Origin of the sequence: Nocardia goodfellowii (assembly GCF_017875645.1) — a bacterium.
GTDB classification, from domain to species: Bacteria; Actinomycetota; Actinomycetes; order Mycobacteriales; family Mycobacteriaceae; genus Nocardia; species Nocardia goodfellowii.
Genome location: NZ_JAGGMR010000001.1, coordinates 3,297,286 through 3,309,836 on the forward strand (window position 1 = coordinate 3,297,286; position 12,551 = coordinate 3,309,836).

Consider the following 12,551-nt stretch of genomic DNA (forward strand, 5'->3'; position numbering starts at 1 on the left):
CTAGCACGGTCCAGCGGCGGGATCTGTCCGCGCCGGGCGCCGCGACCGCGGGTTGTCCACAGCTGAACGGTTATCCACAGCCCTTCCGTTTCCCCAGGTCGGCTGGGCAGCGCTACCACGGCCGGCCCGCACGCTGGGCGGGTGACGGATAACAAGGCGCTCGGCGCGCGAGGCGAAGAGCTGGCGGCGCGGTACCTGCTGGCGACCGGCTGGGAGATCGTCGGCCGGAACTGGCGGTGCCGCTTCGGGGAACTGGATCTCATCGCCCACGATTCGAAGGTCACCGCGTTCATCGAGGTGAAGACCAGACGCGGCCTCGGTTTCGGCCGCCCCGAAGAGTCGGTCACCTACCAGAAGCGACGGCGTATCCGGCAGCTCGCGCTGCTGTGGTTACACGAACAGGACGGGCCGTTCCGCTGGGTCCGGTTCGACGTGATCTCGGTGCTGCTGCTGCCGGGTGAGCAACCCGCCATCGAACATCTCGAGGCGGTGTTCTGATGCCCCTCGGACGCGCGCACTCGGTCGCGGTCACCGGCGTGGATGGGCAGATCGTGGAGATCGAGGCCGATATCGGCCAGGGCCTGCCCTCGGTGCACCTCGTCGGCTTGCCCGACACGGCTTTGCAGGAATCGCGGAACCGGGTGCGCTCGGCGGTCGCGAACTCGGGCGAGAAGTGGCCCGACGGCCGGGTGATCCTGGCGTTGTCACCGGCCACGCTGCCCAAGGTGGGCAGCGTGTACGACCTCGCGCTGGCGGTCTCGGTCCTGGACGCGGCGGGCGCGGTGCCCGCCGAACGGCTGGCCAAGACCGTGGTACTCGGCGAGCTCGCCCTGGACGGCCGGTTGCGGCGGGTGCGCGGCATCCTGCCCGCGGTGATCGCCGCCCGCAACGCGGGCTGGCCGACGGTCGTGGTGCCCGAACCCGCACTGGCCGAGGCGGGCCTGGTCGACGGCATCGAAGTGCTCGGAGCACCCAGTCTGCGCGCGATGGTCGCCTGGTTGCGCGGCGAGGGCACACTGATCGAACCCGCCGGCGCGCTACCGCCCGCCCTGCACACCGGCGGTGACCTGAGCGAGGTCGTCGGCCAGGACGAAGCGCGCTGGGCACTGGAAGTCGCCGCCGCCGGTGGCCACCATCTGTTGCTCACCGGCCCGCCGGGCATCGGGAAAACCATGCTGGCCCAACGACTCCCGGGTCTGTTGCCGCCGCTCTCGGAATCCGAGGCGCTGGAGGTGACGGCGATCCATTCGATGGCGGGCCTGCTCTCCGACAACCACCCGCTGATCACCATGCCGCCCTTCGTCGCCCCGCACCATTCCACCTCCGCCGCGGCCATGGTCGGCGGTGGTTCCGGTTCGGCCCGGCCGGGCGCGGTCAGCTGTGCGCACCGCGGCGTGCTCTTCCTCGACGAATGCGCCGAGATAGGCACCAAGGTCCTCGAGGCGCTACGAACCCCTTTGGAAGAAGGTGAGATCCGTATCGCGCGCCGCGACGGTGTGGCCCGCTACCCGGCCCGATTCCAATTGATCCTCGCCGCCAACCCTTGCCCCTGCGCCCCCGCCCGGGATGTCGACTGCATCTGCGCCCCGATGGCGCGTCGCCGCTACCTCGGCAAGCTCTCCGGCCCCCTCATCGACCGCATCGACATCTGGGTACAGATGCGCGGCCATTCCGGAGCCGGCTTCAGCTCGGAAAAAGCTGAGCCCAGCGCCGTGGTACGAACCCGCGTGGCCGCCGCCCGCCGAGCCGCCGCCGCCCGCTGGAAAGACGACGGCTGGACCACCAACGCCGAAGTCCCCGGCCACGTCCTGCGCCAACAGTTCCGCCTACCGCACGACTCCATCGCCCCCATAGAAGCCGCCCTCCGCATGGGCCGAATGTCCGCCCGAGGCGCCGACCGCGCCATCCGAGTCGCCTGGACAATCTCCGACCTACGTGGCGCGCCCATCCCCAGCGCCCAGGACGTAATGCTGGCCTTGAACTTTCGCCAGCGGGGTGCACAGTGAGCCGCCGCAGTGAACGAACTGACTCCCGCCGCGGGGCGAGGGGAGCGAAGCGCGCCCTTGGTGAGTGGATCCTTGGCCGGTGTGGGTGGCTGGGACGCGTAAGGCGGTCCTCCGGTGAGCGGTTCGTGGGCCTATGCGGGTTGTCGGGTCGCGCGCGACGAGGTTGCGAGCAGTGGATCTTGTGTTCGCGTGGGCGGGGTTGCCAAGGGCGAGTTGACGAGGTGCGGGGATGAATGAGGCGAAGCGTGTCGGTCCTGCTGTTGTGGCTCCGGTGGGGGAGTGTGTGCGCGGAGCATGGGTTGGAGACATGGCCGGGGTGGTGGATCGTGTGGTCGAACTCGACTCCGAGCGGTCTGGGCGGGTCCGGTCTCTGGGCAGCGCGGCGGGTTGCGCTGCGGCGGTGCCTGGGGCGAGTTCGGGTTGGGCTTCGGCGGAGGCAGATGAGCGGCGGGTGGCTTGGGTGTATCTGTCGCGGGTGGTTGAAGGGCCGTGTGCGGCGTTGTCGGCGCTGATCGATTCCATCGGGGTGATCGAGGCGGCGCGGGCGGTGCGGGAGTGTGAGCTGCCGGAGGCGTTGCGTGGGCCGACCGCGAAGCGGCGTGAGAGTGCTTGTGCTGAGCGGGATCTGGAGTTAGTCGAGCGCCTCGGTGGACGGGTTGTTACTCCGGATGACGCGGAGTGGCCAACCTGGCGGTTGCTCGGGCTCCGTCAGCTCACGGCGGGGCGGGATCAGGATGGGGCGGTTCCGCTCGTGTTGTGGGTGCGGGGGTCGCGGTCGTTGCTCGAGACCAGTGAGCGGGCGTTGGCGGTGGTCGGTGCGCGCAGCAGTACGCCGTACGGCGATCAGCTGACCGGGGAGATGGTGAGTGACGTCGCGGCAGCGGGATGGACGATTGTTTCCGGAGCCGCCTACGGCATCGATGCGATGGCCCATCGAGCGGCGCTGGCCTGTGGCGCCCCCACGATCGCCGTACTCGCGTGCGGCGTGGACCGCCCCTACCCGGCCGAGCACGACCGGCTACTGGCCGAGATCGCCGATTTCGGCCTGATCGTCAGCGAATACCCGCCCGGCACCGTCGCCCGAAAGCACCAATTCCTCGCCCGCAACCGGCTGATCGCCGCACTGGCCGACGGCGTCCTGGTGGTCGAGGCAGGCTTGCGCAGCGGTGCCCGCAACACCGTGAAATGGGCCCGCCGCCTGGGTCGTCCGGCCATGGCGGTACCCGGCTCGGTCAACTCGGCCTCGTCGGTGGGCTGCCACCACATGATCCGCGACGGCGAAGCGCTGCTCGTCACCCGATCGGAGGAAGTGATCAACGAAGCCGGACCGCTCCAACTGCCCTTACCCGGTGCGGCGACCCCGACTGTCACTCCCGAAGACGCACTGACCGGCGACGAGGCGACAGTCTTCGCGGCGCTCCCGAAATCCGGCTTCCGCATGCCTGTCGAACTAGCCGGCCACACCAACCTTCCGCTGCCTACGGTGCGCGCCACATTGGCCGCCCTCGAGCTGGCGGAATTGGTCGGCGTAGGCGAGAGCGGTTGGTATCGCCTGGCCGCCAGGCGTAGGGGGTCGGATCACCTTTGATCTTCGCCAAGGTGCGACGCCGCCGGTATCTGTGAAACCCCATGTGCGGCGCGGGAGCTTGCCAATGAAAGGGGGTGCGGGCCACGGTAGTCCGTATGGAGGAACTGCCTGAGGATCTGGAAGCGCTGTTGGCGGAGTATCAGCGGCATCTGCGGCTCGGGCAGAATCGGTCGGCGCATACGGTGCGGGCATACCTCGGGGATGCGCGGTCGTTGCTGGCGCATCTGTGTGAGCGGGCGGCGGATTCGGCTGTGCGCGAACTGGATTTGGCGTTGCTGCGGTCGTGGTTGTCGGTGCAGGCGGGGAAGGGGGCGGCGCGGAGCACGATGGCGCGGCGGGCCTCGTCGGCGCGGACGTTCACGGCGTGGCTGACCAAGAACGGGCACCTGACTGTCGATCCGGGGTTGCGACTCGGTTCGCCCAAGGCGCATCGCACGCTACCCGCCGTACTGGGCAGACAGCAGGCGGTGGAGGCTATGGAAGCGGCGGAATCGGGTGCTGCACAACGAGATCCGATCGCATTGCGCGATCGATTGATCGTGGAGTTGCTGTATGCGACCGGCATCCGGGTGAGCGAGTTGTGCGGTTTGGATCTCGACGACATCGACCGGGAACGGCATCTGATCCGGGTGCTCGGCAAGGGCAACAAGGAGCGGTCGGTCCCGTTCGGCGGTCCCGCCGACCAGGCGATCGAAGGGTGGTTGCGTTATGGCCGGCCCGCCGTGGTCAACGCTGAATCCGGTCGGGCGCTGTTGCTCGGCCGGCGCGGACGCAGGCTGGACCAGCGCCAGGCCAGAGACGTTGTGCACGAGGTGGTCTCGGCAATCCCTGGTGCGCCGGACATGGGACCGCACGGGCTGCGGCACAGCGCCGCCACGCACCTGCTCGAAGGCGGCGCCGACCTGCGTGTGGTCCAGGAGTTGCTGGGTCACGCCAGCATGGCGACCACTCAGCTCTACACCCACGTGTCGATCGAACGCCTGAAGAAGGTGCACGACCAGGCGCATCCGCGCGCCTGAACACGGTCGGCGCGAAAGCCTTTGCCGATGTGGCGACGCACCCTATTCTGAAACAAGTTCTAGTTTGGGAGGCTTCGTGAACGACGCAGGCGCCGTGCACAACGTGCTCGGCAAAGAGATCAGGATGCCGGTCCGGATCCGGCAGGCCCGTGCCTTCATGGCGTCTTACCTGGTCGCCGACGACGCCGCGCAGCGTGTCATCGACTACTCGGGGCTGCGGGTCATCCGCGTGCCGGGCAATCGAGCGCTGTGCACCCTGGTCTTCGTCCAGTACATCGATGGGGACCTCGGCCCCTACCACGAATTCGGTGTGTCGTTCTCGGTCGGCCACCACACCGCCACGGCCACCGGCGGCCTCGCCGACGTGCGGGCACTCGCGAGTGGCAAGGCGGGCGTGTTCATCCATCGCTTGCCCGTCGACGGCGAATTCACCCTGGCGGCCGGGCGCGGCATCTGGGGCTTTCCCAAGGAAATCGCCGACTTCCGCGTCGACTACGAGGGCGCGCATCGGCACGGCGTCCTGCATCACAACGGTGAACTGGTAGTCGACCTGACCGTCCGCCCCGGCTTCGCCACCCCGGCCAAGCGCGGCGCGGGCACCTCCTTCGACGCCTACTCCCACATCGACGGCATCACTCGCTGCACCCAGTGGGACATGGAACCCGCGGGCATGCACGCCCGTCCGGGCGGCGCCGACCTCGTCCTCGGTGATCACCCGTGGGCCCGGGAACTGGCCGGCCTCGGGCTGCCCAAGCGCGCCTCGATGACCTCGACCATCGCCCGGCTCCAGATGACCTTCCAGGACGCCACTCCGGTGTGAAGCGCGGGGTCACCGGCTTTGCCCCATCCGGACGTTAGGGTGAAATCCCCGGCCGGATTGGAGAGGTGAGGTGAACCCCGAGTCGCAGGCAGCAGCGGGCGAAACGCAACTCGATTACCGCTTCGACCTCGCCAACGAGCGGACCTTCCTGGCTTGGATGCGCACCTCGCTCGGTTTGCTCGCCGGCGGCGTCGCGGTGCACACACTGGTACAACCGTTCAAGACCGCGGGGCTCCGCCGGGCGCTCGCGGTGAGTTGCATCCTGCTCGCGGTCATCGTGGCGGTCGGCGCATACGGCTATTGGCGTCGTGTCGGTATCGCGATGCGGCGCGGGGACCCGCTGCCGCGCACCGTGATGGTGCCGATTCTGTCCGGCGGTATCGCCATCATCTCCGTACTGGCCGGTATCGCGGTGCTGCTGAAGTGATGGCGCGCGATCCGGGACTGGCGGCGGAACGCACTGCGCTGGCATGGCGTCGCACGGCGGTCTCGGCGATGGTCTGCGCCGCGCTCTTTCTCAACCACGCGGTGGGCAGCAGCTGGCGACCGGCCCAATTGGCGCCACTGGGCGCGGCCGTCACCATGGGCGCGCTGGCTGTCCTGTGTTACGTACGCAATCGCACCTTGCAGGAAGGTCGCCACGGCAACGGGCGCGCCGCAGTCGCCGTTACCGCGCTCGCGGTGGTCACGGTCGCCGGTGTCGCGTTCGCGTTGGGTCTCACCATGCCACGTCCCTGATCACCACAGGAGGATGCAGATGAGTGGAAATGAGCCGAGCAGCTTCATCGTCGCGCAGCACCAGCGGGCGGCGGCCGAACTCCCGTTCTCCGATGACGCCGATCGCGCCGATGCCCGGCGCGGATTCATCGCGGCACTGGAACCCGGGGTGGTGACCACGGCGGACGGAACCGTGGTGTGGGACAACGACTCCTACGCCTTCTTGCGTGAACCCTGCCCCGCCTCGGTGCATCCCAGTCTGTGGCGACAGTCCGGGTTGGTGATCGAGCAGGGGCTCTACGAAGTAACCGCGGGCATCTATCAGGTCCGCGGCTTGGACCTGTCGAATATGACTCTGGTGGAAGGCGATACGGGGGTCGTCGTCATCGATCCACTCATCTCGGCCGAGACCGCGGCGGCGGGCTTGGCGCTATACCGTGCGCACCGTGGTGATCGCCCGGTGACAGGGCTCGTCTATACCCATTCCCACGTCGACCATTTCGGCGGAGCGATGGGCGTCATCACCGCTGACCAGGTCGCGGCCGGTCGGTGCCCGGTGCTGGCACCGGCGGGTTTCCTGGAACACGCTGTCGCGGAGAATATTTACGCCGGTACCGCGATGACTCGGCGCGCGGCGTACATGTACGGCGCGGTGCTGCCGCGCGGGCCGCTCGGCCAGGTGGGCGCGGGTCTGGGCCAGACCACCTCGCTGGGCACGGTGACGCTGATCGCCCCCACCCTCGACATCACCGCCACCGGTCAGACCGAGACCATCGACGGCGTCGAGATGGTCTTTCAGATCACCCCCGGCACCGAGGCGCCGGCCGAGATGAACTTCTACTTCCCGCACCATCGGGCCCTCTGCATGGCCGAGAACGCGACGCACACCCTGCACAACCTGCTGACGTTGCGGGGCGCGCTCGTCCGCGACCCGCATATTTGGGCCAAGTATCTGACCGAGGCGATCACCCTGTTCGGCCGGGACTCCGATGTCCTGTTCGCCTCCCATCACTGGCCCACCTGGGGCACCGATCGTCTGATGGAATACCTTGCGCTGCAACGGGACCTGTACGCCTACCTGCACGATCAGACATTGCGGATGCTGAACCAGGGTTATGTGGGCGCCGAGATCGCCGAGCGCATCCAACTGCCGCCCGCCATCGAAAAGACCTGGCACACAAAGGGTTACTACGGCTCGGTGAGCCACAATGTGAAGGCCATCTATCAGCGCTACATGGGCTGGTTCGACGGAAATCCGGCCCACCTGTGGGAGCATCCGCCGGTCGAGAGCGCGCGCCGGCACGTCGAATTCATGGGCGGGGCGAACCAGGTGCTGCGCAAGGCACGGGAGTCTTACGACGCGGGCGACTATCGGTGGGTGGCACAGGTACTCAACTATGTGATCTTCGCGGACCCGGACAACCGCGCCGCCCGGGACCTGCAGGCAACTACTTTCGAGCAGCTCGGCTACGGCGCGGAGAACGCCACCTGGCGCAATTTCTACCTCAGCGGCGCCTACGAACTCCGCTATGGCTCCTTCGGCACCCCCACCACTACCAACGCGCCGACCATGCTGGCCGCGCTCACCGTCGACCAAATCTTCGACGCCCTGTCGTTGCGGGTCGACGGCCCCAGGGCCTGGAATCTGCGCGTCGTCACGGAGTGGCGGATCTCCGACGAAAACCGCACACACCGAGTCGAATTGAGCAACGGTGTGCTGACGCACTACAACCGCCCCGACGGCACCGCCCTACCCGCCCCGGACGCGACCTTCACGCTGACCCGCCCCACCCTCATCCGAGTCCTGCTGACCGGAGCGGACTTCGGCGTAGCGGTCGCCGCGGGCGATATCACCATCGACGGGGATCCAACCGGCCTCACCAAACTGGTCGGCGTCTTCGACGAGCCGGACCCCGATTTCGCCATCGTCACGCCGTGAGGCGTCCGTCAATATCCCGGCGCGACTCCCGGCTGAGCGGGCCGGGAGATCGCTGAATCGACGGTCGGGGTGCTCCGCGGAGGTGACTCGCTGGAAATCACCGAGGCGGACATCGCTGCCATCATCCGCTCACGGACCACGGACCACGGACCACGGACCACGGACCACGGACCACGGACCACGGACCACGGACCACGGACCACGGACCACGGACCACGGACCACGGACCACGGACCGCAGGCCACAGGTTCGGGGACCGGGGACCGAGCATCGAGATCGAGCATCGAAGACCGGGGATCGAAGACCCAGACCGGAGACCGGGGATCGACGAACCTGACCGGAGACCGGAGACCGGAGACCGGAGACCGGAGACCGGAGACCGGAGACCGGTGAGCACTGAGCTGAGCACGGCTGCGCCGCAGCGCAATACGGCGACTGCGATCGGTTGGGGCATGTGAACAGGTCGGGGGCCGACGTAAATTTGCTGGCAGTCCTTTTGTAGGACAGAAGTCGGTTAATTTCAGCTATCCTGACGCTGCCGGTCGAGCGCAAGCGGTTGTAGGGTGGCGTGGCAGATATCGATCAATTGACTGAGCGGTTCAGCTCGGCACTGCGACTCGGTGGGGGCGATATCTCCGCCGCGTGTCAGGCGTGTCTGCACGTCCTTCCGGTGCGCGGTGCGGCGATCCTGATCGGCGAACGACATCTCGGTCTGTGGCCGTGGTCGGTCGTCGGCGAGGACGCCGCCCGGATCGAGAGTTTGCAGGCGGTGGTCGCCGCCGGTCCCGCTGTCTACGCATTTGCCACCGGAGTGTCGGTACCGTTGCCGGATCTCACCACCCCTTGCCCGCGGTGGCCCGAGTTCGTCGCCGCTATGACACGGGAGAAGATCGCCGGTGCCATGATCTCGGTGCCGCTCCGGCTGGGCATGGCGCGGATCGGCACCCTCGACCTGTTCGACCCGGACCCCGGCATGGCCGCACCGCCGACTGTTTCCGCGGCCCGGCGGTTGGCGGATCTGCTCACCGCGCAGCTCATTTCGGCCCACTCGGCAGGGTCAGCCGGCTGGCTGACGCCGCCGCGCGAGAGCGTCCTGATCCACCAGGCGGCGGGCATGGTGATAGATCATCTGCATGTCGGCGCCCCCGATGCCTACGCGTGGTTACGGTCTCTGGCTGCCCGGCAAGGCCTTTCGCTATCCGAGGTCGCCGAGCGCATAATCGAGCGGCGGCTGCCGATCGCGGCGGCGCTCGACGTACCTCCGTCGAATACCCGCCGCAACTGAAGGTTTCGCTGGAGGCCGATCGGTCCATACCATGGTGACTTGGGCCGGGTGTGGCGCAGGATCTCCGTGGCGGACTATTAGAGGTCGGCGGGTACAGGAGTGGTTCGGATGTCTGACAGCGAGCTGCTGGTAACAGCGCTGGCGAGGCTCGCGCGTCTCATGGCCGCCGATGACGTCGCCGCGGTGCTGGAGCACGTGCTCGTCAGTGCCACCGACCTTTTGCACCTGTCCGGCGCCACCGTGCTGCGAGTATGGGACGAAGCGGGGCAGTCCGAGGGCCATCCGGCATCGATCAGCGCGTCGACGGAGTCGCTGGCGGAGCTGGCACGTAGCCAGCTAGACGCGGCTCGGGGCCCGGCGCTGGAAGCCATGCGGCACGGCGAAGCCGTCACTGTGACCGAGATCGGCAAATACCTCGACGTCTGGCCCGAATATGCGAGTGCGGCCGAGCGGCACGGCATGTCCTCGGTGGCCAGCACTCCGCTGCGGCACGACGATCTCAGCTTCGGAGCGCTCTGCATCTATTCCGCGGAGCGCCGGGACTGGGCCCCGCCGGACCTATCGGTGGGTGAACTATTGGCTGAGTTGACGGCCGGGCACCTCGTCACCGTGGACCGGCTGCGCGAAAAACAGCAACTCGCCGACCAGTTACAGCACGCCCTGGACGCACGCATCGTCATCGAACAGGCCAAAGGCGTGATCGCCAACGCCCGCAACATCACCCCCGACGCCGCCTACAAACTGATCCGGACGCACGCCCGCCGCAACCGCATCAGCGTGCAGGCGGTCGCCACCGGCATCGTCGAGCTGCGGCTGCGCATCTGACACGCATGCGAGCCGATGCTCAACGCATCTCCCACGCCATACGAGCCGATGCTCAACGTATCTCCCAGGCATGCGAGCCGATGCTCAACGCGTCTCCCGCGCCGACTGGATCCGCACGCCCTGATCCATCCGTGCCACGCCAGGTGTGCACGATGTCAGTTCGTCGGCAGCGTGCCGATGTATCGACCGGCGACAAACCGCTGAACGACCCGCACCACCGGCCCGCCGAGTCTGGTGTACCAAGTCCCGGGACGCGAGAACGCGACCACCAACCCGTAGACACTCTCGTCTGCGGGGTCGTACTCCACCGCGAACAATTCCTCGCCCGACTGGGGATGCCCGGGCAGCGTCCCATAGGCGAATCCGCGCCGATTCTCTTCCGCCAGTACCTGCACCACCCGGCATGGCGCGACTATCCCGACCGGCCCTACTCCGAGCCGCACCGTCAGCACCGTGCCAGGCTCCGCTGTCGGCGTACTCGCCTCGCGAAAGATCCTGATGCCCTTCTGCATTCGATACGCCAGAATCGCGGCCCCGGCCCGTTCGAACAGCTCCCGCCCGCGCCCGATGCGCCGTCGCAACCGAAACTGGTGATACCCCTCCGGCATCGTCGTCAGCGTCGCGCCGACCTCGGCATAGGTGAATGGTGGATCGCCAGCGTTCTGCATGCACTGATTCTTTACCCGCCACCCGGCGAGACGGAAGCCGACTCTTCGGGTTGTCCTTTCGAGTCGTTGTCCTTTCGAGTCATCGTGAACTGATCCGCGTCGGAGTCACCGGTTTCAATCGAACCGGCGAAATACGCAGCAGTGCTAGCGGATCCAGGTATTCGTACGCGCCGGGTCTGCTCGAATCTCGACGCGCGCCCCAGTGCAGGCAGGCGACCGCGCAGCCTTCGTGCCCGGCTTGCAGGGTGCCGATGGGCGCGCCTCGGACAACTCGGCGGCCTACCGCCACATCCGCCTCGACCGGCTCGTAGGTCGTGCGCAAACCGCCGGGGTGATCGATCGACACCACCGGCTTTCCAGCCACCTCCCCGGCGAACACCACGATCCCGGCACCGGCCGCCAGCACTGCCTGCCCCGGCATCCCCGCCAAGTCGACGCCGCGATGCCCGGGTAACCAGTTCCGCGCCGGTTTGTCGAAACGCCGCTCGATCGCGGGTCGCGGTCGCAAGGGCCAGCCGAACTCACCGGCCACCGGAGCTGCCACCGCTTGCTCGACCAGGCCCGCGCCAGCCACTGTCAGACCGGCCAGGAGCACACCGAACCAGCGCATACGCAGGCGGCCCTGGCCGATCCTCAGTGCAGTGCGTCCGGCCACCCTCAGCTCGTGCCCCACTGCAGCGTGACCAGCACGGTGACCTCCGGCGCGCACGACTCCTCAGACGGACAGCGGGTGTCGAGGTCATCCTTATTGGGATCCGAACCGGACGATTTCGGATCGGTGCCGGACAACCGCAGCACCAGCGGCGGAGACTGCCGCGCTCGTGGTGACGGATCGCCGGGCGTCGATCGCGGCTTCGGGGTGCGTGTCCGAGTAGGCGGTGGGGGAGAAGCCTCCTCCGGGTCGGTCGGCGATTGGCTTGCCGCCGGCGGCGCTGCCGCTTGCCCGATCAGGCCGCTCATCAACTCCGCGGTCAACGGCACCAGCCGCGCGAGTGGCGGACCGAATTCCGCGATCAAACGCTCGATATCGGTAGCCGACTGCCCCAGCGCCTCGGCGATGCGCGGCACCGCCTCGGCCGCGAGCGGTACCAACTGTGCCAGGGGCGGGCCGAATTCGGTGACGAGGCGGTCGACCTCGCCCGCCGGGACACCGAGCGCCGCCGCGAGGCGGGGTACGAATTCCGCCGTCAGCGGCGCCAACCGCAGCAGCGGTGGACCGAATTGCGTGACGAGTCGTTCTATCTCGGCGGCGGAAATTCCGGGCGCGGGAGGGACGTGGTCGATCCGCCGCGGCGTGCTGCACACGGAGCCGGTGCACTGCCCGGCTACCGGATCGGGGACGGCTCGCGCGGGTGCGGCGGTGAACATCGCCCCCGCGAAGGCCAGCGGAACGAGCATGGTCGTGGTGATCGAGATTCGGGTCATGCGGTCGAGACTCGTCTCGCCGGTTGCGTGTCGTAACCCGCGTTCCGGCGAGTGGGGACAACTTCGCGGACTGTGGATATCTCGCATTTCTCCTGGTCAGCGGTCCGGGTGCAGGCCGATTTAGAGCAGGAGCCCGCACGCCGTAGACTGGTTGAGCGGTCTGTGCTTGCTATGGACCGACTTCGCGCGCCATCCGTGCTTGTTCGTAACGGCGCTGTTCGAACCAGAACTCCAGTCATTCTGCGGGTTCGGTCGCGGC

Annotated in this window: 13 protein-coding genes; 10 read left to right on the plus strand and 3 right to left on the minus strand. The window is 67.8% G+C overall.

The window, feature by feature from the left end:
- The first annotated feature begins 141 nt into the window (after positions 1-141).
- From BJ987_RS14910 to BJ987_RS14955, 10 genes are all read left to right on the plus strand, one after another.
- Complete coding sequence (locus BJ987_RS14910) at positions 142-498, plus strand: YraN family protein (protein WP_209889726.1); 357 nt, start codon at positions 142-144, stop codon at positions 496-498.
- On the plus strand, positions 498-2,006 hold the full coding sequence (locus tag BJ987_RS14915) for a YifB family Mg chelatase-like AAA ATPase (RefSeq protein ID WP_209889729.1): 1,509 nt from the start codon (positions 498-500) through the stop codon (positions 2,004-2,006). Before BJ987_RS14910 ends, BJ987_RS14915 begins: the two co-directional genes overlap by 1 nt.
- Positions 2,007-2,457: 451 nt before the next feature.
- A complete protein-coding gene (gene dprA / locus BJ987_RS14920; RefSeq protein ID WP_307869613.1) occupies positions 2,458-3,594 on the plus strand; it encodes a DNA-processing protein DprA in 1,137 nt (378 codons plus the stop codon).
- Between the two features lie 95 nt (positions 3,595-3,689).
- Entirely contained in the window at positions 3,690-4,613 is a 924-nt protein-coding gene (locus BJ987_RS14925) for a tyrosine recombinase XerC (protein WP_209889735.1), read from the plus strand.
- A 124-nt stretch (positions 4,614-4,737) separates the two neighbouring features.
- The gene (locus BJ987_RS14930) at positions 4,738-5,433 is read left to right on the plus strand and encodes an acetoacetate decarboxylase family protein (protein ID WP_209898405.1); all 696 of its coding nucleotides are present in this window, start codon (positions 4,738-4,740) and stop codon (positions 5,431-5,433) included.
- A 70-nt stretch (positions 5,434-5,503) separates the two neighbouring features.
- Positions 5,504-5,860, plus strand: coding sequence for a YidH family protein (locus tag BJ987_RS14935; protein ID WP_307869614.1), 357 nt, complete (start codon positions 5,504-5,506; stop codon positions 5,858-5,860).
- Complete coding sequence (locus BJ987_RS14940) at positions 5,860-6,171, plus strand: DUF202 domain-containing protein (RefSeq protein ID WP_209889738.1); 312 nt, start codon at positions 5,860-5,862, stop codon at positions 6,169-6,171. Before BJ987_RS14935 ends, BJ987_RS14940 begins: the two co-directional genes overlap by 1 nt.
- A gap of 19 nt (positions 6,172-6,190) precedes the next feature.
- Positions 6,191-8,089, plus strand: coding sequence for an alkyl/aryl-sulfatase (locus BJ987_RS14945; RefSeq protein WP_209889741.1), 1,899 nt, complete (start codon positions 6,191-6,193; stop codon positions 8,087-8,089).
- A 568-nt stretch (positions 8,090-8,657) separates the two neighbouring features.
- Entirely contained in the window at positions 8,658-9,374 is a 717-nt protein-coding gene (locus BJ987_RS38005) for an ANTAR domain-containing protein (RefSeq protein ID WP_209889744.1), read from the plus strand.
- A gap of 108 nt (positions 9,375-9,482) precedes the next feature.
- Positions 9,483-10,199 (plus strand): GAF and ANTAR domain-containing protein, encoded by a 717-nt coding sequence (locus BJ987_RS14955; protein WP_209889747.1) that lies wholly within the window; start codon positions 9,483-9,485, stop codon positions 10,197-10,199.
- Between the two features lie 155 nt (positions 10,200-10,354).
- Here the strand turns inward: BJ987_RS14955 and BJ987_RS14960 are convergent, their stop codons facing one another.
- The 3 genes from BJ987_RS14960 to BJ987_RS14970 all read right to left on the minus strand — a co-directional run bounded on the left by BJ987_RS14960 (position 10,355) and on the right by BJ987_RS14970 (position 12,292).
- Complete coding sequence (locus BJ987_RS14960; RefSeq protein WP_209889750.1) at positions 10,355-10,867, minus strand: DUF1990 domain-containing protein; 513 nt, start codon at positions 10,865-10,867, stop codon at positions 10,355-10,357.
- Between the two features lie 79 nt (positions 10,868-10,946).
- On the minus strand, positions 10,947-11,477 hold the full coding sequence (locus BJ987_RS14965) for a M23 family metallopeptidase (protein WP_209898411.1): 531 nt from the start codon (positions 11,475-11,477) through the stop codon (positions 10,947-10,949).
- A 47-nt stretch (positions 11,478-11,524) separates the two neighbouring features.
- Positions 11,525-12,292 carry a hypothetical protein gene (locus BJ987_RS14970; RefSeq protein WP_209889753.1) on the minus strand — a complete coding sequence of 256 codons (768 nt, stop codon included), beginning with the start codon at positions 12,290-12,292 and terminating at the stop codon, positions 11,525-11,527.
- Between the last annotated feature and the right edge of the window lie 259 nt (positions 12,293-12,551).

What these genes read in the sequence shown, in the direction of transcription:
- BJ987_RS14915 (WP_209889729.1), top strand. Translation starts at nt 498, where the DNA reads ATGCCCCTCGGACGCGCGCACTCGGTCGCGGTCACCGGCGTGGATGGG.
- BJ987_RS14925 (WP_209889735.1), top strand. Translation starts at nt 3,690, where the DNA reads ATGGAGGAACTGCCTGAGGATCTGGAAGCGCTGTTGGCGGAGTATCAG.
- BJ987_RS14930 (WP_209898405.1), top strand. Translation starts at nt 4,738, where the DNA reads ATGCCGGTCCGGATCCGGCAGGCCCGTGCCTTCATGGCGTCTTACCTG.
- BJ987_RS14940 (WP_209889738.1), top strand. Translation starts at nt 5,860, where the DNA reads ATGGCGCGCGATCCGGGACTGGCGGCGGAACGCACTGCGCTGGCATGG.
- BJ987_RS14945 (WP_209889741.1), top strand. Translation starts at nt 6,191, where the DNA reads ATGAGTGGAAATGAGCCGAGCAGCTTCATCGTCGCGCAGCACCAGCGG.
- BJ987_RS14955 (WP_209889747.1), top strand. Translation starts at nt 9,483, where the DNA reads ATGTCTGACAGCGAGCTGCTGGTAACAGCGCTGGCGAGGCTCGCGCGT.
- BJ987_RS14960 (WP_209889750.1), bottom strand. Translation starts at nt 10,867, where the DNA reads ATGCAGAACGCTGGCGATCCACCATTCACCTATGCCGAGGTCGGCGCG.
- BJ987_RS14965 (WP_209898411.1), bottom strand. Translation starts at nt 11,477, where the DNA reads ATGCGCTGGTTCGGTGTGCTCCTGGCCGGTCTGACAGTGGCTGGCGCG.
- BJ987_RS14970 (WP_209889753.1), bottom strand. Translation starts at nt 12,292, where the DNA reads ATGACCCGAATCTCGATCACCACGACCATGCTCGTTCCGCTGGCCTTC.